The organism is Nitrospirillum karajorum (genome assembly GCF_036348415.1).
Lineage (GTDB): Bacteria > Pseudomonadota > Alphaproteobacteria > Azospirillales > Azospirillaceae > Nitrospirillum > Nitrospirillum amazonense_B.
On sequence record NZ_JAZBQB010000001.1, the window covers coordinates 1061627 to 1084766 of the forward strand.

Sequence of the window (23140 nt, forward strand, 5' to 3'; positions counted from 1 at the left end):
GTCAGCGTCTAATACAGTATCAATCGTTGAAGGAACATTAACATGGATCAAGCTGGGAAGGTGGATTAACCCAGGTCGCTAGATCGGTGGCGACCTGCCGCATGACCGGGCCCCAATCATCGCGCGTTTCCTGCCGATACAGCCGCGCGCTGGGATACCAGTCACTATCGGTCCGCCCCAGGCCCCAGCGCCAGTCGGGCGACCGGGGCAGAACCACCCAGACGGGACGGCCCAGGGCGCCCGCCAGGTGCACCGGCGCCGTGCAGGAACTGATCAACAGATCGACCTCCATCAGGATGGCCGCGGTATCGGCGAAATCCCGGATATCCGGGGCCAGGTCGGTGAAGGCGTCGGGAAGGGGCGTGGTGGTCAGGTCGCGCCGCCCATCCCCCATCTGCAGACTGAAGAAATGGGCGCCCGGCACCTGAAGCACCGGCGCGAACGCCGGCAGGCGGGGGAACGCCAGCGGTCGCCGGTGAAGTTGGGATTGCCGGCCCATACCAGCGCCACCTTCAAGGCCCCCCGCAGGGGGAAGGACCTTGCTGTGGCCTGTGCCAGCCGATCACGCCACCGCACCCGCAGCGAGTCGTCGGCGTGAAGGTAGGGTACTTTGCTGGGAATAGGGGTGATGCCCGCTTGGAACAGACCGGGCAGGCTCATGATCGGACATTGCAGATCGAAGGGGGGCAGCGGCTGGTCAGTGGGTGCCAGCTCCAACCGGCCGGGCTCGACCAGATCCTGCATCAGGCCGACCAGCTCCGGCGGCGTCTCCAGCAGCACCCGTCCCCCCATCGCCGCCACCGCCGGCAGATACCGCGCGACCATCAGCACATCACCCAGGCCCTGTTCGACATGCACCAGCAGCGTGCGGCCAGGGAAGGGCGTGCCGTCCCAGGCAGGGCGGTCGAAGGTGCGCAGGGGGTTGGTGCGGCTGTGGCGGCGCCATTCGTAGAGCGGCCAGCCTTGGGCGAAGCGTCCCAGCAGCAGCGACACCAGCGCCAGGTTCCAGTTTGCCTCGACCCCGCTGGGATGGATCGCCAGCGCCCTTTCCGCCGCCGCCGCCGCTTCCTCGAACCGTCCCAACTCATAGAGGACGGCGCCCAGGGCGGTCCAGGCGCGATGAAAGAGGGATCCAGGGCCAACGCCCGGTGATAGGCGTCGGCCGCACCGTGCAGGTCATCCACGGCATGCCGGCCCATGCCGACGTTCAGCCATCCGCCCACGAACGCGGGGTTCAGCCTTACGGCCTCTTGATAGGCGGCCAGGGCCTCGACCGGCTGGTTCAACTCCGCCAGGACCGTCCCCAGGTTGGTGTGCAATTCCGGCACCTTGGGGAACAGCGCCAGCGCCTGGCGATAGCGGGCGGCCGCTTCGTCGAGCCGCTTCGCCGCCTTCAGCGCACCGCCCAGGTTGGATAGGGCCTCGCCATAGCGTGGGTCGGCCGCGACAGCGGACTCGAAGGCGGAGATCGCCTCCTCCCGCCGCCCGGCCGCCAGCAAACCGGCGCCCAGGCTGTTCCACAGCGTCGGCTTGGGCGACAGGCCGGCGGTCCGCAATACGGTCACGGCCTGCTCATCATGCGACAGTGCCGCGGCCATGTCCCCGCGCGCCTGAAGGGCTTTGGCCTCCTCCTCCAGCATTTCCGCGAGGGCGGCCGCGGCCTCGCCATGCCTGGGCTCCGCCGCCAGCACCTCGCGATACAAGGTTTCGGCGGTGGCCCGTCCGCCCAGGGTCCGGTGCACGGCGGCGAGGAGGGCGGTGATGACCGTCGCCGTTGGCGCCAGGTAACGCGCCCGTTCCAGGCGGGGCAGGGCCGCGCCAGGGTCGCCACGCAGGTGGGCCGCCGCCCCCCACAGGAACAACGCCTGCACATGGTCAGGCGCCATCGCCACGACCCTGCCGTACAGCGCCTCCGCTTCCGCCAGGCGGCCGGCATCATGATGGCTCAGCGCCAGCGTCAGCGTGTCTTCAACGGTAGCCATGGTGATCGTGCCGTCCCGGCGCTGCGCATGCGGTTGTGGGCGCAGCATGGCCGGTCCGGCCCCGGCGTTTCAAAACAAATCGCGCGGAAAGGGCCCGAGAAGGCTCAGGAGGAGGGGTATGAAGAAACCTGCGGAGGAGGGATGCGCTCAGGCCATCACATTCACGGCGGCCGCGCCCAAGGTGACGGCGGCAACGGTGGCGCTGATCAGGGCACTGCCGGAGCCGCCTGTAGAAGCGCCCCCTAGGGAACCGCCCCCTATGGAGCCTCCGCCCGTGGAACCTCTGGACGTCGCCGTTCCGCCGCTTGACGAACCGGCGCTGGCACCGGCTGACGCGGCCGTCGTGTCCGTGGCCCCGGTTCCCGACTGGTCGTTGGACGGCGCCGCGACGTCGGCCACAAGCGGATTCCCGCCCTGGTACCGCGCCGCCCCCGTGGCCCGCAGGCGGTACTGTTCCACCACATGGCGGGAGGGAATTTGATAGTCCACGGCACCCGTGACACTGTCGCGGAACTGGGTGATGGCGATGGCCGCCTGGCTGTCATAAGACACGACGGGGCTGATGTAGGCGGGGGCCGAAAGGCGCGGGGCCGTCTCCCCGCCCGAGGCGGTTCCGGCCGCCGTGTCGGTGCCCGCCTTGGTCCCGCCCGGCTCAGCCGTGGCGTCGTTGGCGGCATGACCCAGGGTTCCCACGGCCCCGTTGGGGACCTGGACATAAGCAGAGCCGGTGCTCAACACGCCATCCAGTGCCATGGACTCGGGTCCTTGGTTAGGAGACAAAGGAAATATTCACCATCCCCCGATAAAGGGGACATGGGCAGGCCAGGAAGACATCGGTTCAATCCCCTTGTTCCACCCTTGGTGCCGAGGGCCTTACCGGAAATGAATTCCTGGGAAAGGGCCGATGGCGAGGGGGCCGGGGGTGGCGGATTCACGCCACAATAAATTTTTCAACAACAACTTTAACAAAATTGACGCCGGTGCACAAATTTTTTCCGCAACTCTACCGTTAGTGTAAGGCCATGCCCCGCACGCGGGCGCCCGTGATTGCGGTGACGCCTGGCCCTCGATCTGGATATATGGGAAAATTATATATAATTCAGTGACTTGACCTAAGGGCCAAATCTTCGGCGACTTGCTGGATCGTGGGGCCCCAATCACCCCAAACCCTTTGGCGGTATAGGCGCAGGGTCGGATACCAGGGGCTGTCGGTCCGGTTGCGCAGCCAGCGCCAGCAGCCGTCGATGCGGGACAGCACCCATACGGGCCGCCCCAGCGCCCCCGCCAGGTGGGCCACTGCCGTGTCCACCGTGATCACCAGGTCCAGGCAGGACAGCAGGGCGGCGGTGTCGGCGAAGTCGCCCAATGCCGCCGTCCAGTCCAGCAGGGGGAAGGGGGCGCCACCGGCCTGGGTCGCCGCCTGGCCTTTCTGTAAGCTGACGAAGCGGACATCGGGGACGGCGGCGAGGGGGGCCAAAGCCGCCAGCGGCAGGCTGCGCCGCCGGTCGATCAGGGCCGACACCGGATCGTCCGGCCGGGGATCGCCGGACCAAACCAGGCCAACGGCCCGCATGCCGCTGGGGACCGCCTGCGCCAGCCGGTCGCGCCACGCGGCCGGCGGCGGTGGCGCCAGATAGGGGCAGGAAGCGGGGATGCTCTCCAGCGTGGTGCCCAGGCGATACGGCAGGCTCATGAGCGAGACGCGGGCGTCCCAGTCGGTGGCGTGGATCGCCGCACCGGGCGGCAGCACCGTCACGCCGGGCAGGCTGATCGCCATCAGCCGCGCCAGCGCCGGCTGCACGTTCAGGCCGACCTGGACCAGACCCAGGCGTTGCGCCGCCGCTTGAAGCAGGGGCGCGTATCGGACGAATTGCAGCGTGTCGCCATGACCCTGTTCCGCATGCAGCAAAAGGCGGATGGGCCCCGTCGTCGCGGCGGGGCCCTGCCACTCCGGGATGGCGGCCAGGGCGGGCTCCAGCGGTGGCATGTGGCCGGTGTGGTGACGCCACTCGTAGTCCTGCCAGCCGGTGACGAAGTCTCCTGCCATCAGGCGGGCCAGCGATCGCTGCCAGCGCACCGCGGCGTCATCCGGCGCCAAGGTCAACGCCTGGGCGTAGCGTGCTTCCGCGCCGGCATCGTCGCCTTGGTCCTTCAGCACCGTGGCCAGATTGGTCAGCGGCCGGTGGTCACCCGCGGCGGCGGCGGCGGCACGGGTCAACGTCTCCGCCGCGTCGGCCAACCGGCCCTGGGCATGAAGCAGCACCCCCCGATGGTTCAAGGTCTCCGCCCGGCCGGGCTCCAGGGCCTCGGCCTGATCCAACATCGTCGCCGCTTCGCTGAAACGGCCCAGGCGGGTTTCCAGGAAGCCGAGGTTGATCAGGATCTCGACCGTCTCCTCCACCGGGCCGGAAAGGGACAGGGCCCGGCGCAGGGCATCAGCGGCCGGTTCCATCTGGTTCATCGCCATCAGCGCCACGCCCAGCCGGGCCCAGCCGTCGCGCCGGCCGGGGGCCTGTTCCACCGCGCGGCGGGCCAGATCGGCGGCTGCCGCCGGCTGGTCGCCGTCGAGATGGCGGACAGTCTGGTTCAGCCACACGCTCACCAGGTTGCGGGCCGCTCCGGCATGGTCGGGCCGCCGGCGCAGGACCTCGGTGAACGCCGCCTCCGCCTCGTCCGGCAGGCCGGCCTTGACCAGCATCACCGCCAGGTCGTCCAGGGTGTCCACATCCTGGGGCGCCAGGGCCACCGCCGCCCGCAGGGCCGACAGCGCCGCCGGCATGTCCCCCGTGGCGGCCAGGGCGCGGCCGCGTCGCCGTTGCCAGCCGGCGGCCTGGGCGGCCGCTGGCGCCAAGGCCAGGGCCCGGCCCAGGCATTCCGCCTCCAGCGCCGGGCGTCCCAGTGTGGCGGCGGCATCGGCCTGGGTGGCGTGAAAGGTGGGGGCGCCGGGATTGATCCGTGTGGCCTGGCTGGCCAAGTCCAGCGCCTCGTCCCCCCGGTCCGTCTGCAGGCAGAGCAGCGCCAGCAGGTTCAGGGCGTCCCCCTCCGCCGGGGCCACCTCCAGGATGCGGCGGTAGATCACCTCGGCGTGGCCCAGGGCACCTTCGCGGTGGTGGCGCAAGGCCTCGTTCAGGGCTTCGGCGACGGTGGCCATGGGCGGCTTTCTTTAAGGGACTGGGGGCTTTAACGGGCGTCCAGGGGGCGATGGTGTCGGATCAGCCCCGGGCCACGGCGCGGTCGGAGACGAAGGGATTGGTGCGCCGTTCCTGTCCGAAGGTCGACGGCTCGCCATGCCCGGGCAGGAAGGTGATGTCGTCGCCCAGGGGGAACAGCTTCTCCCGGATTGAGCGGATCAGGGCCGCATGGTCGCCCCGGGGAAAGTCGGTGCGGCCGATGGAACCCTGGAAGATGACGTCGCCCACGATGGCCAGGCGCGACGGCTGATGGATGAAGACGACGTGTCCGGGGGTATGGCCAGGACAATGCAGCACATCCAGGACCACGTCGCCCACGGCCACGGTGTCTCCGTCGCCCAGCCATCGGGTGGGCGTGAAAGGCTTGGCATGCAGCATGCCATACTTGGCCCCGTCCTCCGGCAGGCGGTCGATCCAGAACTTGTCCTCTTGCTGCGGTCCATCGACCGGCACGCCGGTCTTGGCCGCCAGGTCGGCGACGGCGGCGGCATGGTCGACATGGCCATGTGTCACCAGGATGCGTTCCAGCGTCAGTCCCTGGCGCACCAGGAATTCCTCGATCTGGGTGACGCCGTCGCCGGGGTCGACCACCGCGGCCCGCTTGGTGGCGGTGCACCATAGAATGGAGCAGTTCTGCTGGAAGGGCGTCACCGGCAGGATGGCGACCTTCAGCGGCGGCATGCCTGGCGCTGACGGCCCCGGTGCGGTCGACGCGGGGGAACGGTCTGGTCCGGCATGACTGGCCTCGACTGTGGCGTGGATGATGTCCGTCATACCCCGACGGCCGGCGTCTGGTCCAGGTCCAGGCAACGCGCGCACCCGGGCACCCGGCGGCGCGGGCGGGCCATGGGCATGGCTAAAGCGATGAGAAGATTGAGAAATGCAAGAGAGACTGGGCACTGTTTACCTATATTGCCGCGGGTGCCGTCCTATGATGTCGCGGGGCGGCGGAAAAAGAGGTTGCGTCCTGCCCTAATCATGGCCGGCCCCCGTGGCGTTCAAAACGCCGTTGTCCCCGCCGTGAAATTTAACCCAGCAGCCGATTACGGCGTTGGGGTTAGCCCTTTTTGTCGTCGGCCATCTGGCCTATGACTGTGCCGCCGGTAGCGAATCCTTAAGCACTTCCGCCCAAACTTCGACCCAAGGGCACGGGGGAGTGGGGTTTATGGATATTGGCACAATGCGCGCCGGGGTCGCCTTGGGCGGCGACGCCATCCGGATTATCGGGTCCTGGCCCGCGCTTTTGACCATAACGCTGGCCATCGCCGCAGCCCTGCGCGGCCTGGTGCGCCGTCGTGCCGTTATCCGTGCCCGCCGTGCCGTCCCGCCCTGTTCGACGGGCGACGGGGAGGGGATGCCGGACAGCCAGCGTTTGGATGGCCAGCGTTTGGATAGCCAGCGTCCGGAAACCCAGCATCCGCAGGGCTTTCCCGCCGACGCCCTTGCCTTGCTGGACAAGGCCCAGTCCCAAATGATCCATCGCCTGCGCGCGGCCAGTGCCTTGCGTGACAATGAAACGGCCGCGCATACCGACAGGGTGGGCCAGATGGCCCGCCACCTGGCGCTGCTAGCAGGGTGCGAGGCGGACTTCGCGGCTCAGTTGGCGCTGGCGGCGCCCCTTCACGACGTGGGCAAGATCGGCATCCCCGACGCCATCCTGTTGAAGCCCGGCCCGCTGGAGGCGGCGGAATGGGATGTGATGAAGACCCACACCACCATCGGGGCCGGCATCTTGATGGGCAGCGGCCTGCCGCTGCTCGACCTGGCGGCGGAGGTGGCGCTGTGCCATCACGAGCGCTGGAACGGCCAGGGATATCCCCGGGCGCTGAAGGAAACGGCCATCCCCTTGTCCGGTCGCATCGTGGCCCTGGTGGACGTGTTCGACGCCCTGATGTCGGCCCGTCCCTACAAGGCGCCTTGGCCCCTGTCACGCTCCCTCGCCTATATCGCGGCCGAGGCCGGTGTTCATTTCGATCCCAGCCTGGTGCGGTTGTTCATGGACCATATCCAGGACTTCATCGCCATCCGGGAACGCGACCGTGACGAGGGGGCCAGGGTGGGGGCGGCCTTGGCACAGGATCGCGACGAAGCGTCAGCCGCCCAGGTGATCCCGTTGCCCCGCCGCTGAAGGGTGGTCTCATTCCCTGGGGCTTCCGCTCCGCTTTCCCGCCCCCGCCCCCGCTTTCCTGCATGGCTGATCTGCCCGTTGGCGTCCACGGCTCGCCGGCACCGGGGCCGCCTGCGACCAATTGTCTGAAACGGCTGATGCAAGCGGTTTCACGCAGCCCGGCGCGCCCGCTGTGGCAGATGGATGAAGTTCGACGACGGACAGGCCCCCGTGCGGGCTGAAATCCGCGCAATTCCAGGCCCGCCGGATCATCGTCCGCATGCGGCCCGCCTGGTGGCGGAGTGGCCGCTGGCCCCAATGACGCCCCGGCCGGTCCCATCGGCGTCCAACCGCGCCGGCCACCGTTCCGCCGGGAAACGACAAAACCGGCATATTAATCGTCCCTGCAAGCGACAGCTTTCCGCGGGTCGTCCGTATAACGACAAAAGCGCACTTAATTCCTGTCGCCCCGAGGAAGAGTTGGCTGAAGTGCCAAGGGGAAGCGCCCCTGTCCGGGCAGATTTGGACGGGACGCTGGGATTGGTTGCGGGATTGCATCGGTGTGTTGGGCCCGAGCGATAGTGAGTGCCATTTCTGCAATGGCCTAAGTTGATTTCGCAACTGTCGGCGGTTCCCTTCCCGCCGACAGCGCGCGGAACCAGCCGGCGGGTGTGGAATGGCGGTGTCGGGCGGTTCCGCCCCCAAGCCTGTGGGCGCCTCCTGTCCAGGACGCGCGACCCAGGGCTACGGGGGCCGACCAAACAAGTGGGTTTGCAGACATGAAGATCAAAAGCGTCATCGTCATTGAAGTGGAAGCCGAGGACTTCGTGGCGGCCGGTGATCACCAGGCGAACATCCGTCGTCTCTTTGAGCCGATCATGACCACGTATCCTCAGGCCAACCTCACGTTTTCGCAGGTGAAGCAGCGCGCGGCGTCCCAGGTGCGGCCGTCCCTGCGCCTGGCGTCCAACACGGGGAACATGCATCACTATGACAGCTGATCAGAACGACGGCCGCCACCGGCAGCGCAGCGCGCCCCTGGCGACCTTGGAAGCCATGCGGGCGGTGGATGAACAGTTCTCGCTGCAGGAGGCCTGCGGCTTCCTCTACATTTGTGAGAACGAGGGCATCAGCCTGCGGGAACTGGGCCTGCTGCTGCGGGCGCAGCCGCACACCGTCTCCCGCATCGTGGCCCGCCTCTCCACGGGGTTCGGCAACCGCGCCTCGGATCTGGTGGAGGCGCGCACCCTGCACCATGACAACCGTGTCCGCACCCTGCACCTGACCGAACGCGGACGGTCTTTGTGCCGGACGCTGAACAGCATCGTCCTCCAGGCCGTTCCCATCATCGATGATGGCGACGACGCCCCGTCCGCCAGCCGTTCGCCGGCCAGCACCTCCTGGGCGTCCGCCACGGCCTGAGCCTGAGCCGCGGTCCCCGGCGGCGCTTGGTCGCCGGGGCGCGTTCCTTATCGGTTGGCTGCATCGGTTGGCCGCGCGGCCAGTGGTGTGGAAGGGTCTTGCCCGTCCACGCCATGGGTCAGTCAGCGACCTTCAACACCAGCTTGCCGAAGTTCTCCCCGCTGAAAAGCTTCAGCAGGGTGGCGGGGAAGGCGTCCACGCCTCCCGTCGCGATATCCTCGCGACTGACCAGCCGGCCTTCCTTGATCCAGGTGCCGATGTCGGACACCGCCAGCGGATAGCGATCGGCGTAATCGAACACCACCATGCCCTCCATGCGGGCGCGGTTGACCAGCAGCGACAGATAGTTCGCCGGCCCCTTCACCGCCGTGGTGTTGTTGTATTGCGAGATGGCGCCGCACACGACGATGCGGGCCTTGCGCGCCAGCTGCGCCAGCACCGCCTCCAGGATGTCGCCGCCGACATTGTCGAAATAGACGTCCACGCCGCTGGGGCAGTGGGTGCGCAATTCCTGGCGGATGTCGCCGGCCTTATAGTCGATGGCGGCGTCGTAGCCCAACGTCTCCACGGCGTAGCGGCACTTCTCCGGGCCACCGGCGATGGCGACGGTGCGGCATCCCTTGATCTTGGCGATCTGCCCCACCACCGCGCCCACGGCGCCCGTGGCGGCGGACACCACCACCGTGTCGCCCGGCTTGGGCTGGCCCACGTCCAGCAGGCCGAAATAGGCGGTCATGCCCGGCATGCCCAGGGCACTCAGGTGGACGGGCAGGGGGGCCAGGGTGGGATCCACCTTGGTCAGGGCCTTGGCCGGCAGGGTCGCGTACTCCTGCACGCCCAGGGCGCCGCTGACATGGTCCCCGACGGCCAGGCCGGGGGCGGCGCTGGCCACCACGCGGCCGATGCCGCCGGCACGCATGACCTCGCCCAGGCCCACGGGCGGGATGTAGGACTTGCCCTCGTTCATCCAGCCGCGCATGGCCGGGTCCAGCGACAGGTACAGGGTCTGCACCAGCACCTCGCCCTCGGCCGGCGGGCGCGCCGGTTCTTCCGTGCGCTGCCAGTCGCCGTCCTTGGGCAGGCCGACGGGGCGGGCCGCCAGGCGGATCTGGTGATTGGTGGGCGTGCTCATGGGCGGATTTCTCCCGGTATCGAAGGGCCGGCGTGCCCCGGCCTTGGCTGACGCGGGACGCAGCCTACCGCCAAGCGGGCGGAACCGGTATATCGAAAACCATCGATACAATTTTATTTTGCACAACATATTGCCAACAAAGGAAAACGGCGGGTCCGGGACCCGCCGCTCCAACGCTTTCGCTCGCAGATGCCGCCGATCAGAAGTCGGCGGTGACGCCCAGGAAGAAGGTCCGGCCCAAGGTGTCGTAAATGCCGGGGAAGGTGTTGCCGTTGCCGTAGTTCGACGTGCCCGAGATGCCGTAGACGTTGCTGTCCAGGATGGGCGGGTCCTTGTCGAACAGGTTGTTCACGCCAAAGCGGACCGTGTAGTGGTCATACAGGGTGGCCGACATGGCGATGTCGAAGTAGCTGTAGGAATTGATACGGCCGTCGGCCTTGTCGTAGTCGCCGGACAGCAGGGCGTTGCTGGTGTTCTGGTCCAGCTTCACGCCACCGATGTACCGCCAGTTGCCCGACAGGTCGAAGTTCCACGGCGTCTGCCAGGTGACGCGCATGGTGTGGCGCCACATGGGGGTGGGCTGGCCGCAGGTCACGCCGAACAGGCCCTTGCAGTTGAAGGCGCTTTCACCCGGCTGCTGCTGCACCAGATAGTTGGCCATCCACGTGCCGTTGAAGTTGAACAGCACGGAACCGCGGTCCTTCACGTTCAGGTCTTCCAGGTCCAGCAGATAGTTCAGGCCGATGTCCACGCCCTGCTCGTTCAGGTAACCGGTGTTCAGCTCGGTATCGATGATGTAGCCGCCGGTCAGCGCCAGGCTGCCGTTGCTGGCGCGGTGCACCAGGCCGCAGTAGTAGCTATCGCCAGTGTTCAGGCATTGGTTCAGGATGGACGACACCGACAGGGTGCTGATCAGGTCGGTCACGCGGATGTCGAAATAATCGATGGTGGCCGAGAAGTTGCGCATGAAGGTCGGCGTGATCACCGTGCCGATGGTCCAGGTGTCGGCCGTTTCGGGCTTCAGCGCGGTATTGCCGCCGCTCAGCACGTTGCACTGTGAGGAGGTGCATTCCGCGATGGTGCCGTACTGGGCGGCGGTGACGCCGGTACGGGCGCACTGGGCCAGCGAGGCCGACGGGCTGGAGCCCGCGCAGGGGTCGGAGGCGGAGGTCAGGCCGACGGTCTGGGTGGAATAGAGTTCCAGGATGCTGGGCGCGCGGACGGCGCGGTTGAAGCCGCCGCGGAAGCTGACATCGGACACCGGGGCATAGGTCAGGCTGGTCTTCCAGCTGTCCACGGTGCCGGACGAGCTGTAGTCCGACCAGCGGTAGCCGGCATCCAGGACCAGGGACTTGGCCCATTCGCGGCCCTCGATCAGCGGCACGCGCAGTTCGCCGTAAAGTTCCTTCACATCATAGGAACCGCTGGAGTTCTGGGTGGCGCCGCCGGAACCGGCCAGGTCGCCCGAGGAGTTCTCCTCGTCCACCTTCAGGTTCAGGCCTTCCTTGCGGTATTCGGTGCCGAAGGCGATGGCGACGGGGTTCTTGGCCAGCGGGCTCTGCGCGCCGAATTGGCCGAAGTCGCCGGTGACGGAGCCGCTGACCACGTCCTGGGTGACGTTACCCTCCTTGAAGGAGGTGGTCTTGATGTAGTTCCAGGCGTCGCTGCTGATGCCGTTCAGCGAGAAGATGTTCAGCGGCACGCAGTTCAGATCGGTGCCGTCGACGACCGACTGGCAGGTGGCGACCCCGTTCACGTTCACGACGTTCAGGGCCTTCTGGACCTTGGAGATGGAAACGTCGTTCTCGTAATGCTCGGTGTAGATCACCTCGGAATGCTGGGCGGAAACGTCGTAGCTCCAGCCGCCGCCCAGGTCGCCCTTGGTGCCGATGACATAGCGGTAATCGGTGTGGCGGATGTCGTCGTAGCGCTCCATGCCCGACCCGCTGAAGCGCAGGCCGATGGTGCCCGACCAGTTGGCGCTGGTGCCGGCGTTGCTGCCGCACAGCGCCGTCGCTTCCGACGCCGACATCAGCGGATTGTCGCAGTTGATGTTGTACAGCGCCGAATTGAAGATGGCCGACGGGGCGATCTGGGCCCGGGTGTGGTCGGTCATGAACATGAAGTCGGTGTAGACGTCGAACGCGGGGCTGATCTCATAGTGGGCAAAGGCGCCGCCCGTGTACCGCTCATCCTGACGCTGCAGGTAGTTGTAAGGCCCGTAGTTGTAGGACAAGGCGTTGGTGTAGGGCACGAAGGTGGACGACCCGTCCGGGTTCAGCGACAGGCCGGTGCCCGACCCGTTGGTGCGGAAGCGGCCATACGTGTTGTTGCTGGAACCCTGGCAGACATGGCTGTCGTTGTCGTCGCCCGAGACGGAAAGGGAGCAGGCGGACCAGTCGCGGCTGGACTGCTTCACCGGCTCCGTCCAGCGGTAGGTGGCATAGGCCGTGACGTTGCCGCGGTTGTTGGGCGCGTTGGCGCCGATGATGAAGGAACTGTCGCGCACGAAGCCGTCGAACTGGCTGCCCGGCACGCTCACGCCGAAGTTCTTCAGCGCTGTCTGCGCTTCCTTGTTGTTGTTGTCGTGCTGCGCGGCCGACAGCTGGTAATCGACCTTAACGCCCTCGAAATCGCGCTTCATCTTGAAGTTCACGACGCCGGCCACGGCGTCGGAGCCATAGACCGCCGAGGCACCGCCCGTCACCACGTCCACGCTGTCCACCAGCGCGGCCGGGATGAAGTTGACGTCGGCGTAGGGATAGCTGGGGTCGCCGCCCACCATGCGCCGGCCGTCGATCAGCACCAGGGTGCGTGAGGCGCCCAGGTTGCGCAGGTTGATGGTGGCCGTGCCGCTGGCGCCGTTGGACACACCCTGCGTCTGGTCGGCGGTGACGCCGGGCAGGCGGTTCAGCAGGGTCTCGATGTTGGTCGTGCCCTGCAGCTTCATTTCCGTGTCGGTGACCGTCGTCAGCGGGCTGTCGCTGGTCAGGTTCGCCGCCTGCTTGATGCGCGAGCCCGTGACCACGATCTCCTGCAAATCGTCATCCGCGGCGGCGGCGGATCCCGCCGCCATCGCCATCACCGCCATGGCCATGGAGCCGACCAGCATGGTCCCCCTCAGCGTGGTTGACGTGAGCAACCGTCCCCGGTTCGTAATTTTCTTCACTTGTCTCATCTCCACCGAACTGCCTGAAACAGCGTCTTGACGGTCACGCCGGTAATGCCGCGCCGAATAAGGACACGGACCCGTCGGATCGCTTGGAGCAGAGTTTTTGAGGAGTGAAAAACGAGCGTCAACTAAAGGCGATAATATCGCCGCATATGACGAGCCAATGTCACGTTTCAGTGACACTTAATATTAATAACGCACCATGATTTTGGTAACTGCTTCGTAACTCGTTACAGATATATTTGTACATCGTGCCCATTATTAAATGCAGTATCGCGCGCCTTCGTTGGGTAATTGCACAAACATGGTGCATTTGAGTGCGTTTCCAAATGGTTAGTATTCAGATCCCTAGCAATGTGACCGGAGTTGTGCTGCCATGGCGCGGGAAAGCACGCTGATAACGGGGAGTAACGATGCAGCCTGATGCCCAAGCCCAGCGGTCGAATGCGGCCGCCATGGCGGCCATGAAATCAGGCAATTACGCGGAGGCGCACGCCATCCTGGAGGAGGCGCTGCGCCAACACCCCCGGGAACTGTCGCTGTGGCTGAACCTGGCGGCGGCCCGCCGCGCCATGGGCAGGCATGGCGATGCGCTGGCGGCGGTGGAGCACGTGCTGACGCTGGAACCCCGCCAGTTCATGGCCCTGCTGATGCGGGCGTCGTTGTTGCAGGCGCTGGGCCGCAAGCGCGCGGCGGGTGAGGCCTATGGCGTGGCGGTCGCCATGGGTGAGGCGCAACAGAACCTGGACCCGCCAACTCAGCGGGCCTTGGACCAGGCGCGCAAGGCCCACGCCGCCCATGTCCAGGACATGGCCGATTTCCTGCGGCCGGTGGTGGACCAGGGGGCCGCGCGGGGCGGCAGCGTCGACGCCCGCCGCATGGCCTTCTTCGTTGACCAGGTATTGGGACGGCGCAAGGTCTATACCCAGCAGCCGACGCACTATCATTATCCCGACCTGCCCGCGATCGAGTTCTACGACCGCGAGGAATGCCCCTGGCTACCCACGCTGGAGGCCGGGACCGCCGACATCCAGGCGGAGTTGGCGGCGGTGCTGGCGGAAGAGGCGCTGGCCGACGCCTTCGTGCCCTATATTGACTACCGCGACGGCCTGCCGCTGGACCAATGGGCGGAATTGAACCGCTCACCCCGGTGGAGCGCCTTTCACCTGCTGCAGCATGGCCTGCCGGTGCCGGGCAACGCCGACCGCTGTCCCAAGACCATGGCGGTGCTGGAGCAGATGCCGCAACCGCGCATGATCCGCCGCTCCCCGGCGGCCATGTTCTCGGTGCTGAAGCCCCGCACCCGCATCCCGCCGCACACGGGCGTGGCCAACACCCGGCTGGTGGTGCACCTGCCGCTGGTGGTTCCGCCCGGCTGCGGCTTCCGCGTGGGCAACCAGACCCGCGAATGGAAGGTGGGCGTGGGCTGGGCTTTCGACGACACCATTGAGCATGAAGCCTGGAACGATAGCGATCAGGTGCGCGTGGTCATGATCTTCGATATCTGGAGCCCGCGCCTTTCCGCGGCGGAGCGTGACTTCATCGCCCATGTCATGGCGGCGATGGACGACTTCCAGACTCAACAGCCGGCGTCCGCCGGGGGCTTCGGCGCCGCGCCGCTGACGCCATCCGTCCAGTCGGCGGGCGGGTTCTCCAGCCTGTAGGGCGGTAACTCCTAGCGGGTCCCCGCCTCGGGGGCGTAGGCCCGCAGGAACACGTCCACGGCCGCGTCGGCCGCCGCGTCGATGGCCGCGTCCTCCGGCGCCTCCTTGGCGCCCAGCAGGAACGGCTCCACATGCTCGGCCTCCAGCAGGCCGCGGAAATGGGCCGCAGCCAGGCTGGCATCGGTGGGGCGCAACCGTCCCCGTTCCATCAGGGCGGTCAGGTAGGTGGCGAACTGCGACCAACCCACCTTGGGGCCGTTCTCGTACAGCAAGCGTCCCACGTTGGACCGTGCCGCCTCCGCCACCGCGATGCGGCGGGTGGATATCGCCCAGGGTGACAGGATGAAGCGCAAATAGATGCGACCGAATCGGCCCAGCACGTCTCGGGGGTCGCGGTCGGGATTCAGCGCTCCGAACGAGCCTTGCTTCATCTCGCCGGCGGCGTGGGCCATGACCGCGACGAACAGTTCCTCCTTTGAGGGGAAGTAACTGTACAGCGTAGCCTTCGACCCCCCCACGCGCGCCGCCAAGCCCGACATGGAGGCGGCGGCGAAGCCCACCTCCTGAAACAGGGCGCTGGCCGCATCCAGGATGGCCCGGCGGCGGGCTTCGGTCTTCACCTTCATAATGCGCGTTTCCTCAAGGCTCTGCCGGTTCTTGCGGCCCGTGGCTCCGGTCATTGGCGGCGACCATGCCTGGGCGATGCGTGGGCGGCAAGACGCAATCGTCTATAACTAAACCGTACGGTACATTTATGGCTTGACGGGCTCTGGGTGCAAGTATAAACCGTACCGTACGGTTCATTTATGCCGATAAGGTTGTCCATGTCCGCCCCTGCCTTTTCTTCCTTCCGTCCGCTGCGGCGGCTGGGCGCCCGGCTGTTGGTGTCCACCGCCCTGCTGGTGCCGGCCGCCTGCGCCTGGGTGCCCGATGTCGGGCCCGCGCCGGCGCCGCGCGATGCCGCCAGCTTCGCCACCCAGGCCAGTTTCGCCACCCCCGCGTCCGAAGCCACCGCCCAGTGGCCGCAGGACCGGTGGTGGACGGCCTATGGCGATCCCCAACTGAATGCCCTGATCGATGAGGGTTTGGCCGGGGCGCCGGACTTGGCGGCGGCGGCGGCACGGCTGCGCAAGGCCGAGGCGCTGGCCGACCAGGCCGACTCAGCCCTGCTGCCGCACCTCACGGCCAACGCCCAGGTGACGGAAGACAAGCAAAGCTACCGCTACCTGTTCCCGCCCGCCTTTGTGCCCAAGGGCTATCATGAGGTGCCGCGCGGCACCCTGGACCTCAGCTACGATTTCGACTTCTGGGGGAAGAACCGGGCCAGCCTGGCCGCCGCCACGTCCGAGGCGGAGGAGGCGCGGGCGGAACTGGCGCAGGCCCGCCTGACCCTGTCGGCCAGCATCGCCGCGGCCTACGCCGACCTGGCGCAGCAGGTGGCCGACCGTGACGCCGCCGCGGAGGCGGTGGACGTGCGGGCGCGCAGCGCCAACCTGACCCGCCAGCGCCGGGACAACGGCTTGGAAACCCTGGGTGCCGTGCGTCAGGCCGAGGCGCGCGAGGCCGCCGCCCGGGGGGACTTGGCGGCGGAGGATGAGGCCATCGCCCTGACCCGCAACCGGCTGGCCGCGCTGATCGGGGCGGGGCCCGACCGGGGCCTGGCCATCCAGCCACCCGCCCAGGCCCGTCTCAAGGCATTCGGCCTGCCGGCGACGCTGGCCGCCGACCTTCTGGGCCGCCGCCCCGACGTGGTCGCCGCCCGGCTCAAGGTGGAGGCGGAGGCCAAGCGGATCGACGTGGCCAAGGCATCCTTCTATCCTAACGTGAACCTGTCCGCGTATTTCGGGTTCCAGACCCTGGGCCTGAACGCCTTGACCAAGTCCGGCGCCACCATCGGCAGCGTCGGCCCCGCCATCAGCCTTCCCCTGTTCGATGGTGGCTCGCTGGCCGCCCAGTACCGGGGCGCGCGGGCGGATTATGACGCCGCCGTCGCCGACTATGACAACACCGTCGCCAAGGCGCTGCAGGACGTGGCCGATGCCGCCGCCAGCACCCGCGCGCTGGAGGAACGCCTGAGCCATGCCCGCGACGCGTTGACCGCCGCGGCCGACGCGTACCGCATCGCCACCGCCCGGTACGAAGGCAAGCTGTCCACCTACCTCGATGTGCTGACGGCGGAGGACACGCTGATCACCGACCGGCGCGCCCTGGCGGATTTGCAGGCCCGCGCCTTCACGCTGGACGTGTCCCTCGTCCGCGCGCTGGGCGGCGGCTACCAGTCCGCCACCCCGGCTGTCCAAACCACTGCTGTCCAAACCCCGGCTGCCCCAACCCCGGCTGCCCCAACCCCGGCTGCCCCAACCATCGCCGCCCGCTGACCTGCCCGCCCGTTCCCAAGGATCGTTTCCATGTCCACACCCTCCCGCTCCCCCGTCGCCGGGGCGACCGAACCCTCCTCCGTCCATGTCCTGGCGCCGGCGCCGAAAGGCCCGTCGACGCGAACCCGGCTGTTCGCCGGCTTGGGTGCCGTTGTCCTGCTGGCGGGACTGGGGTATGGCGGTTACCGCCTGGTGATGGGCGGTCGCTATGTCTCCACCGACAACGCCTATGTCAACGCCGACGCGGCCGAGGTCACGTCGTCCGTCGACGGCACCGTCCGGGCCGTGCCGGTGGTGGATACCCAGGCGGTGAAGAAGGGCGACGTGCTGGTGGTCATCGACGACACCGACACCCGCATCGCCCTGGCCCAGGCACAGGCGCAGCTGGGCCAGGCGGAACGCCGGGTCCGGGGGTATTTCGCCAACGAGGGCGCGTTGGCGGCCCAGGTGGCGGCGCGCGACGCCGACAGCGTCCGGGCCGAGGCGCAACTGACCTCCGCCCAGGCCGATTTCGACAAGGCCCGGATTGACCTGGAACGGCGCAAGGCGCTGGCCGCCTCCGGCGCGGTGTCGGGTGATGAGCTGACCAGCGCTCAGAACGCCTTCGCCACCGCCACGGCCAACCTGGCCGTGGCCAAGGCCACCCGGGCGCAGGCCGCGGCCAACCGCGCCGCCGCCCAGGGCTCGCAAAAGGTCAACACGGTGCTGATCGCCGACAGCGACGTGGCCACCAATCCCGAGGTCATGGCCGCCCGCGCCAAGGTGGACCAGGCCCAGGTGGACCTGGGCCGCACCGTGGTGCGGGCGCCCTTCGACGGCGTCGTCGCCCGCCGCCAGGTGCAGGTGGGTCAGCGTATCAAGGCCGACAGCGTGCTGATGAGCGTGGTGCCTGTCGGGCAGGCGTATGTCGACGCCAATTTCAAGGAGGTGCAGCTGGCCCATGTGCGCCCCGGCCAGCCGGTGGAGCTGACGGCCGACCTCTACGGCGGCGATGTCACCTTCCATGGCCAGGTGGCCGGCCTGGCCGGCGGCACCGGCTCCGCCTTCGCCGTTATCCCGGCGCAGAACGCCACCGGCAACTGGATCAAGGTGGTCCAGCGCGTGCCGGTGCGCATCACGCTGGATCCCAATGAACTGGCCGTGCATCCCCTGCGCGTCGGCCTGTCCATGAACGTGACCATCGATACGGCCGGCGCCACCGACACCCCGTCGGCGGCGGTCCCCAAGACGCACTGAGGGGGCATTGCCATGAGCAGCGCTGTTCCCGGGGCCGACGCGCCCAAGACCCTGGCCGGCGGGCAGCTGGCGGTGGCGGCGCTGTTGTTGGCCGCCGCCAACTTCCTGGTGGTGCTGGACACCACCATCGCCAACGTGTCGGTGCCCAATATCGCCGGCGGTTTGGCCGTGTCCTCCAGCCAGGGCACCTTCGTCATCACCTCCTATTCCGTGGCGGAGGCGGTGACCGTGCCGCTGACCGGCTGGCTGGCGGGGCGCTTCGGCACCGTGCGCACCTTCGTCACCGCCATGCTGGGCTTCGGCATCTGCTCCGCCCTCTGCGGCTTCGCCCAGTCGCTGGGCATGCTGGTTCTGTTCCGGGTGTTGCAGGGCTTGGCCGGCGGGCCGCTGATGCCCCTGTCGCAGACCCTGCTGCTGCGCGTTTTTCCCAAGGAGAAAGCGCCCGCCGCCATGGGCATCTGGGCCATGACCACCCTGGTGGCGCCCATCCTGGGGCCCATCCTGGGCGGCACCCTGTGCGATAACTGGGGCTGGCCCTTCATCTTCTACATCAACGTGCCCATCGCCCTCATCTGCGCGGTTGCCTGCTGGGGCTTGCTGAAAAGTTTCGAGACGGCGACGGTCCGTCCCCGCTTCGACCTCGTGGGCCTGATCCTGCTGATCGTCTGGGTGGGCGCCTTGCAGATCATGCTGGACGAGGGCAAGGACCTGGACTGGTTCTCCTCTTCCACCATCGTGGCTTTGGCCATCGTCGCCGTCATTGGCCTGGCCGCCTTCCTCATCTGGGAACTGACGGAGGCGCATCCGGTGGTGGACCTGAAGGTCTTCCGCCATCGCGGCTTCGCCATGGCGGTGCTGACCATCAGCCTGGGCTTCGGCGCCTTTTTCGGGGCCACCGTCCTGACGCCGCTGTGGCTGCAGAGCAATATGGGCTACACCGCCACCTGGGCGGGCTATGCCACGGCGGCCACCGGGGTGCTGGCGGTCATGGCGGCGCCGATGGTGGCCAATATGTCGGCCAAGGTCGATCCCCGGCCCCTGGTCTTCTTCGGGCTCATGTGGCTGGCGGGCGTCACCCTCTATCGCAGCGGCTCGACCCCCGACATGACCTATGGGCAGATTTCCCTGCCGCTGCTGATGCAGGGGCTGGGCATGCCCTTCTTCTTCGTGCCCCTGACCGGGCTGGCGCTGGCCAGCGTGAATGTGGAGGAGACCGCGTCCGCCGCCGGCCTCATGAACTTCCTGCGGACCCTGTCCGGTGCCTTCGCCACCTCCCTCGTCAATACGCTGTGGGAGGATGGCGCCACCCGCAACCGGGCCGAACTCGTGGACCTGCTGCGGCCCGGCCTGATTGGCGATGGCCTGTCCATCCACCAGTTGGACAGCCTGGTCCAGGGCCAGGGGGTCATGCTGGCGACGAACCAGATTTTCCTGGGGGTGGCCGTCGCCTTCGCCCTGTCGGCCCTGGTGATCTGGCTGGCGCCCAAGCCGACGCGGGTGGCGGACACCACCGGCGTGCACTGACCGGAACGGCCCCGCCCGGCGTGACGCCAGGCGGGGCCCACAGCATTGAGCGGCTGGGGGTCAGAAAGTATAGGATGCCTTCACACCGAACTCGCTGCGGTCATTGTTGCGGATGATTTCGGTGAAGCCGGCGAAGGCGTCGTCCAACCGGCCCACGTCATAGCGCTTGTTGAAGATGTTCTCGCCATACACGGCGGCCGTCCAGCTTCCGTGGGCCGGCGTATAGGCGATGTTGAAGCCAACCAGGCTGCGGGACTTGATCAGATTATAGGCGTCATTGGCCGCCTGCCCGTATTCCTTGCCGCGGTAGGAGTAGTCGATGCGGGCGTCGATGGTGCCGCTGTCCAGGAACAGGTGGTATTGCGGCGCCACCGACAGGGTCCATTGCGGCGTCAAGGCCGGGATGAAGCCCACCTTGATGGCGGTGGCGTCTCCCGGTACCGCTGTGATGCGGGCATCGATGAAGCCGACGGAGGTCTGGATATCGAAAGCCTTGCTCAGCTTCAGGGTCCCCTCCACCTCGACGCCCTTGGCCTCCGACTGGCCGGCGCTTTCGATGCGGGTGTTGAAGCCGCTGGCCGACGGTTGCGACACCTCCAGGGGCAGGTCGGTATATTCGGTGTAGAAGCCCGAGACGTTCATTTGCAGCAGGTCGAAGAAGACGCCCTTGATGCCCGTCTCATAATTGGTGGCGAAGGTGGGGTTGAAGGCGGTGAAGTAGCTGGGCCCGTTGAACGGTCGGGGCGGGAACCCGCCGCTTTGGTAGCCGCGCGAAATGGTGGCGTAGGCGCTTAAGGATTTACGGATGTCGTAGGTCGCCGACACGTCCCAGGTGGTGGCGCTCCATGACTGGCTGCGGTAAACCCGCGACGGGTCGGTCCAGCTGTCGAACTGGGCGCTGGCGTTCTTGTGGTCGTCGGAATAGCGGGCCCCGGCCGACAGTTTCAAGTCGTCCAGGATCATATAGCCGGCATGGGCGTACACCGCGTAACTGCTGGTCGTCTGCTTGATGTCGAAATAGCCGCTGGGGCTGATGTAGACGGTGGGGCCGGAATTGGTGTTGCCCTGTTCGTCGCTGGCGTAGGCGCCGACCACGAAGTCCAGCTTGCCGTATTCGCCGTTCAACTGCGGCTCCACCGAATATTGCCGGGCGAAGCCGCGTTCCGGGTACGATTCCAGATCAAGGTAGGTCTGGTCGTCATCCAGACCGCCCGTGTAATGGGTATAACGGAAGCCGCCCAGCACCTTGGCCGTCAGGTTGTCGTTCAGCTCCCAGTTGGCGGTCAGTGAGGCGCCCCGGTTGCGGATGGTCTGCTTGAACAGTTCCGGGTGGTTGGAATTGCTGTCGTCCGGGTTGGCGGGCAGCAGGCGTTCGCTCAGGCCCAGCGTGCCCGTGAAGAAGGCGTTGGGGTTGTTCACCTCCATGGTGGTGGGCGTCTTGCCATAGATGCCGTTCATGGCATCCAGCGTCAGCAGCAGGGAGAAGGTCTCCGACGCCTGCAGCTTCGCGGCGGCACGGCCCGACACCTCGTTGATCTCACCCACATCCTCTGGCGCGTTCACCTTCAGGGCCCGGCCGATGCCGTCGCGGCGGTTCACGGCGGCGGTGAAGGAGACCGCCAGCTTGTCGGTGATCCTGGTGTTGGTGTAGACGTCGGCCGCCACCCGGGCGCGGCTCCCCACCTTCAGATCCGCCTTCGTCACCTGTTCATCGCCCGGCTGCGCGGTGATGACGTTGACGGCGCCGCCGATGGTGTTCTTGCCGTAGAGTGTGCCTTGGGGGCCGCGCAGCACCTCCACCCGCTCGATATTGGGGAGGGTGAGGTTGGCCCCCATCTGCCGGCCCAGATAAACACCGTCGACATAGACGCCCACGCCCGGGTCGGTGGTGATGATATGGTCCTGCAGGCCGATGCCGCGGATGAAAATAGCGGCATGGGCCGGGTTGCCGACGCCGAAGCGGTTGATTTCCAAGTTGGGGACGTATTTGCCGACGTCCGCCAGGTTTTCCATGTTCCGTTGCTGCAAATCCTCGGCGGTGAAGGCGGAAATGGCGGCCGGCGTCTCGATGAGGCTTTCCGTTCGCTTGCGCGCCGTGACCACGATTTCCTGAAAGGTCGTATCGTCCGCGTTCGTCGCGGTCTGCGCCTGGGCGCCGGCGGCCATGACCAGTGCCGCGCCGCCCGCCAGCAGGCATTTCAGCTTTCGGCCGGTCTTTGTTCCAGAAGTGCCCTTTGAATGAACTGCCCTGTTCGACATTGTTGTCCCCGTCTTTCGTGATTGGATTTGACGAAAGCAGGCCCGATGGATTCCGCCCTTTTTTATGGGAACCGCTCCGCCTGTACGGCGTGACCGGCCGCTGACAGCATCGGCGCAGCCAGGGGTTGCGGCAATGGTTTTCTGACCATACGGTCAGGTTTTGACATTGTGGGTAAGCCCGGGCGCCGTCTCGCGCATATCAGGGGCGTCGCCCTCTGCGCGGGTGGTATGCCGGTCGGTGGCTGTCCGCCATCGGAGAACAGAGGACGTGTCGCCGCTGGTGCGGCGTTCCGTCCGAGTTGGGCTGGGCGCGCTATGAAAAAGGGCGGTCCCCATGGCCGGGGCCGCCCTCGCTGGTCTGATTCTGTCGTGACGCCGCCGCGTCAGTTGATACGCGTGGCCTTCACCACCCGGCTGCGGCCCACCACCATGGAGTAGCTGCCCAGCAGGCCGTGCATCACCCGCACCTCGTCACCCGGCTTGGGATCGAAGGTCAGGGCCTCCTTGCTGACCCAGGTCTGACCGTTTTCCAGCGTCACGGCGAAGATGCGATAGGGCAGGGCGACGGACTTAGCCACGGTGGAATGCATCTCCTCCTCTTGCTCCGCATCCTCCTGGGCCCGCTTCTCTTCCGTCCGGGGCAATTTCTCCTTGCCGAAGCGGGCCACCGGATCTTCTGGAACGGGTGGGGCGGCCACTGGGACGTTCGCCGAGGCGTTCGCTGGGGCGGCGGAGGCGACCGGTGTCGCCGGCGCGGCGGCCGCCAGGGCGTCGTAACAGGCCAGGCGCTGGGTGGCGTCGCCGATGGCCCGGCAGGTGGCCAGCGTGTCGGCGGCCATGGCCATCCGGGGGGCGGCGGGCGCCACGGCCACGGCCAGCGACAGCGCGGCGGCGGCCTTCATGAGCGGCATGTTCTTGAACGGCATGATCCGGAATTCCAGGGGTAGGGCCCAAGGGTCAGGGCGCGGGTGCGTGATCCGTGGCGTCAGTGTGCCATGGCTTTACACCGGGCGGAATAGGGGCGGCTGTCGGTCACCTTTGCCGCAAGCGCTTGAGTGTAAAAGAAAACGGCG

The 23140-nt window shown here is 67.2% G+C and carries 17 protein-coding genes and 1 pseudogene; 7 read left to right on the top strand and 11 right to left on the bottom strand.

Annotated features, from left to right (window positions below):
- Positions 1 to 37 precede the first annotated feature (37 nt).
- The 6 genes and pseudogenes from UCD39_RS04715 to UCD39_RS04740 form a co-directional block, all read right to left on the bottom strand.
- Positions 38 to 424, bottom strand: a complete 387-nt coding sequence (locus UCD39_RS04715; protein ID WP_330494920.1) for a glycosyltransferase family 9 protein — start codon at positions 422 to 424, stop codon at positions 38 to 40.
- Positions 370 to 825, bottom strand: a complete 456-nt coding sequence (locus UCD39_RS04720) for a hypothetical protein (protein WP_330494921.1) — start codon at positions 823 to 825, stop codon at positions 370 to 372. Before UCD39_RS04720 ends, UCD39_RS04715 begins: the two co-directional genes overlap by 55 nt.
- A gap of 413 nt (positions 826 to 1238) precedes the next feature.
- Positions 1239 to 2030, bottom strand: a pseudogene (locus UCD39_RS28440) (tetratricopeptide repeat protein); the annotation flags it as partial.
- A 99-nt stretch (positions 2031 to 2129) separates the two neighbouring features.
- Positions 2130 to 2735 (bottom strand): hypothetical protein, encoded by a 606-nt coding sequence (locus UCD39_RS04730; RefSeq protein WP_330494923.1) that lies wholly within the window; start codon positions 2733 to 2735, stop codon positions 2130 to 2132.
- Between the two features lie 346 nt (positions 2736 to 3081).
- On the bottom strand, positions 3082 to 5133 hold the full coding sequence (locus UCD39_RS04735; protein ID WP_330494924.1) for a tetratricopeptide repeat protein: 2052 nt from the start codon (positions 5131 to 5133) through the stop codon (positions 3082 to 3084).
- Between the two features lie 61 nt (positions 5134 to 5194).
- Complete coding sequence (locus UCD39_RS04740; RefSeq protein ID WP_330494925.1) at positions 5195 to 5947, bottom strand: MBL fold metallo-hydrolase; 753 nt, start codon at positions 5945 to 5947, stop codon at positions 5195 to 5197.
- A 406-nt stretch (positions 5948 to 6353) separates the two neighbouring features.
- Here UCD39_RS04740 and UCD39_RS04745 point away from each other — a divergent pair, with 406 nt between their 5' ends.
- From UCD39_RS04745 to UCD39_RS04755, 3 genes are all read left to right on the top strand, one after another.
- On the top strand, positions 6354 to 7301 hold the full coding sequence (locus tag UCD39_RS04745; protein WP_330494926.1) for an HD-GYP domain-containing protein: 948 nt from the start codon (positions 6354 to 6356) through the stop codon (positions 7299 to 7301).
- Between the two features lie 758 nt (positions 7302 to 8059).
- Complete coding sequence (locus UCD39_RS04750; RefSeq protein WP_145734723.1) at positions 8060 to 8281, top strand: hypothetical protein; 222 nt, start codon at positions 8060 to 8062, stop codon at positions 8279 to 8281.
- Complete coding sequence (locus tag UCD39_RS04755) at positions 8271 to 8702, top strand: winged helix DNA-binding protein (protein WP_330494927.1); 432 nt, start codon at positions 8271 to 8273, stop codon at positions 8700 to 8702. Before UCD39_RS04750 ends, UCD39_RS04755 begins: the two co-directional genes overlap by 11 nt.
- A gap of 118 nt (positions 8703 to 8820) precedes the next feature.
- On the opposite strand, the gene UCD39_RS04760 is transcribed toward UCD39_RS04755, so the two are convergent.
- Complete coding sequence (locus tag UCD39_RS04760; protein ID WP_330494928.1) at positions 8821 to 9834, bottom strand: NADP-dependent oxidoreductase; 1014 nt, start codon at positions 9832 to 9834, stop codon at positions 8821 to 8823.
- Positions 9835 to 10033: 199 nt separating this feature from the next.
- Positions 10034 to 12946: a TonB-dependent receptor domain-containing protein gene (locus tag UCD39_RS04765; RefSeq protein WP_330494929.1), complete on the bottom strand. Its 2913-nt coding sequence runs from the start codon at positions 12944 to 12946 to the stop codon at positions 10034 to 10036.
- Positions 12947 to 13419: 473 nt separating this feature from the next.
- Between UCD39_RS04765 and UCD39_RS04770 the strand changes: the two genes are divergently transcribed.
- Positions 13420 to 14670, top strand: a complete 1251-nt coding sequence (locus UCD39_RS04770) for an aspartyl/asparaginyl beta-hydroxylase domain-containing protein (protein ID WP_330494930.1) — start codon at positions 13420 to 13422, stop codon at positions 14668 to 14670.
- An 11-nt stretch (positions 14671 to 14681) separates the two neighbouring features.
- Here the strand turns inward: UCD39_RS04770 and UCD39_RS04775 are convergent, their stop codons facing one another.
- Positions 14682 to 15296, bottom strand: coding sequence for a TetR/AcrR family transcriptional regulator (locus UCD39_RS04775; RefSeq protein WP_330494931.1), 615 nt, complete (start codon positions 15294 to 15296; stop codon positions 14682 to 14684).
- 198 nt (positions 15297 to 15494) lie between these two features.
- Between UCD39_RS04775 and UCD39_RS04780 the strand changes: the two genes are divergently transcribed.
- Genes UCD39_RS04780 through UCD39_RS04790 form a run of 3 tightly spaced genes read left to right on the top strand, consistent with a single transcriptional unit; the run spans position 15495 to position 19808 of the window.
- Positions 15495 to 17048 carry an efflux transporter outer membrane subunit gene (locus UCD39_RS04780; protein ID WP_330494932.1) on the top strand — a complete coding sequence of 518 codons (1554 nt, stop codon included), beginning with the start codon at positions 15495 to 15497 and terminating at the stop codon, positions 17046 to 17048.
- A 30-nt stretch (positions 17049 to 17078) separates the two neighbouring features.
- Positions 17079 to 18284 carry an HlyD family secretion protein gene (locus tag UCD39_RS04785; protein WP_330494933.1) on the top strand — a complete coding sequence of 402 codons (1206 nt, stop codon included), beginning with the start codon at positions 17079 to 17081 and terminating at the stop codon, positions 18282 to 18284.
- A gap of 12 nt (positions 18285 to 18296) precedes the next feature.
- Complete coding sequence (locus tag UCD39_RS04790; RefSeq protein ID WP_330494934.1) at positions 18297 to 19808, top strand: DHA2 family efflux MFS transporter permease subunit; 1512 nt, start codon at positions 18297 to 18299, stop codon at positions 19806 to 19808.
- Positions 19809 to 19868: 60 nt separating this feature from the next.
- Here the strand turns inward: UCD39_RS04790 and UCD39_RS04795 are convergent, their stop codons facing one another.
- Together UCD39_RS04795 and UCD39_RS04800 are read right to left on the bottom strand one after the other, a co-directional pair.
- Complete coding sequence (locus UCD39_RS04795; protein ID WP_330494935.1) at positions 19869 to 22067, bottom strand: TonB-dependent receptor; 2199 nt, start codon at positions 22065 to 22067, stop codon at positions 19869 to 19871.
- Between the two features lie 383 nt (positions 22068 to 22450).
- Positions 22451 to 22993, bottom strand: coding sequence for a hypothetical protein (locus UCD39_RS04800; protein ID WP_330494936.1), 543 nt, complete (start codon positions 22991 to 22993; stop codon positions 22451 to 22453).
- Positions 22994 to 23140 lie beyond the last annotated feature (147 nt).

Excerpts from the sequence above, each read along its gene's own strand:
- UCD39_RS04720 (WP_330494921.1), bottom strand. The coding sequence starts at position 825 with ATGGTCGCGCGGTATCTGCCGGCGGTGGCGGCGATGGGGGGACGGGTG.
- UCD39_RS04730 (WP_330494923.1), bottom strand. The coding sequence starts at position 2,735 with ATGGCACTGGATGGCGTGTTGAGCACCGGCTCTGCTTATGTCCAGGTC.
- UCD39_RS04735 (WP_330494924.1), bottom strand. The coding sequence starts at position 5,133 with ATGGCCACCGTCGCCGAAGCCCTGAACGAGGCCTTGCGCCACCACCGC.
- UCD39_RS04740 (WP_330494925.1), bottom strand. The coding sequence starts at position 5,947 with ATGACGGACATCATCCACGCCACAGTCGAGGCCAGTCATGCCGGACCA.
- UCD39_RS04745 (WP_330494926.1), top strand. The coding sequence starts at position 6,354 with ATGCGCGCCGGGGTCGCCTTGGGCGGCGACGCCATCCGGATTATCGGG.
- UCD39_RS04750 (WP_145734723.1), top strand. The coding sequence starts at position 8,060 with ATGAAGATCAAAAGCGTCATCGTCATTGAAGTGGAAGCCGAGGACTTC.
- UCD39_RS04755 (WP_330494927.1), top strand. The coding sequence starts at position 8,271 with ATGACAGCTGATCAGAACGACGGCCGCCACCGGCAGCGCAGCGCGCCC.
- UCD39_RS04760 (WP_330494928.1), bottom strand. The coding sequence starts at position 9,834 with ATGAGCACGCCCACCAATCACCAGATCCGCCTGGCGGCCCGCCCCGTC.
- UCD39_RS04765 (WP_330494929.1), bottom strand. The coding sequence starts at position 12,946 with ATGCTGGTCGGCTCCATGGCCATGGCGGTGATGGCGATGGCGGCGGGA.
- UCD39_RS04770 (WP_330494930.1), top strand. The coding sequence starts at position 13,420 with ATGCAGCCTGATGCCCAAGCCCAGCGGTCGAATGCGGCCGCCATGGCG.
- UCD39_RS04775 (WP_330494931.1), bottom strand. The coding sequence starts at position 15,296 with ATGAAGGTGAAGACCGAAGCCCGCCGCCGGGCCATCCTGGATGCGGCC.
- UCD39_RS04780 (WP_330494932.1), top strand. The coding sequence starts at position 15,495 with ATGTCCGCCCCTGCCTTTTCTTCCTTCCGTCCGCTGCGGCGGCTGGGC.
- UCD39_RS04785 (WP_330494933.1), top strand. The coding sequence starts at position 17,079 with ATGTCCACACCCTCCCGCTCCCCCGTCGCCGGGGCGACCGAACCCTCC.
- UCD39_RS04790 (WP_330494934.1), top strand. The coding sequence starts at position 18,297 with ATGAGCAGCGCTGTTCCCGGGGCCGACGCGCCCAAGACCCTGGCCGGC.
- UCD39_RS04795 (WP_330494935.1), bottom strand. The coding sequence starts at position 22,067 with ATGTCGAACAGGGCAGTTCATTCAAAGGGCACTTCTGGAACAAAGACC.
- UCD39_RS04800 (WP_330494936.1), bottom strand. The coding sequence starts at position 22,993 with ATGCCGTTCAAGAACATGCCGCTCATGAAGGCCGCCGCCGCGCTGTCG.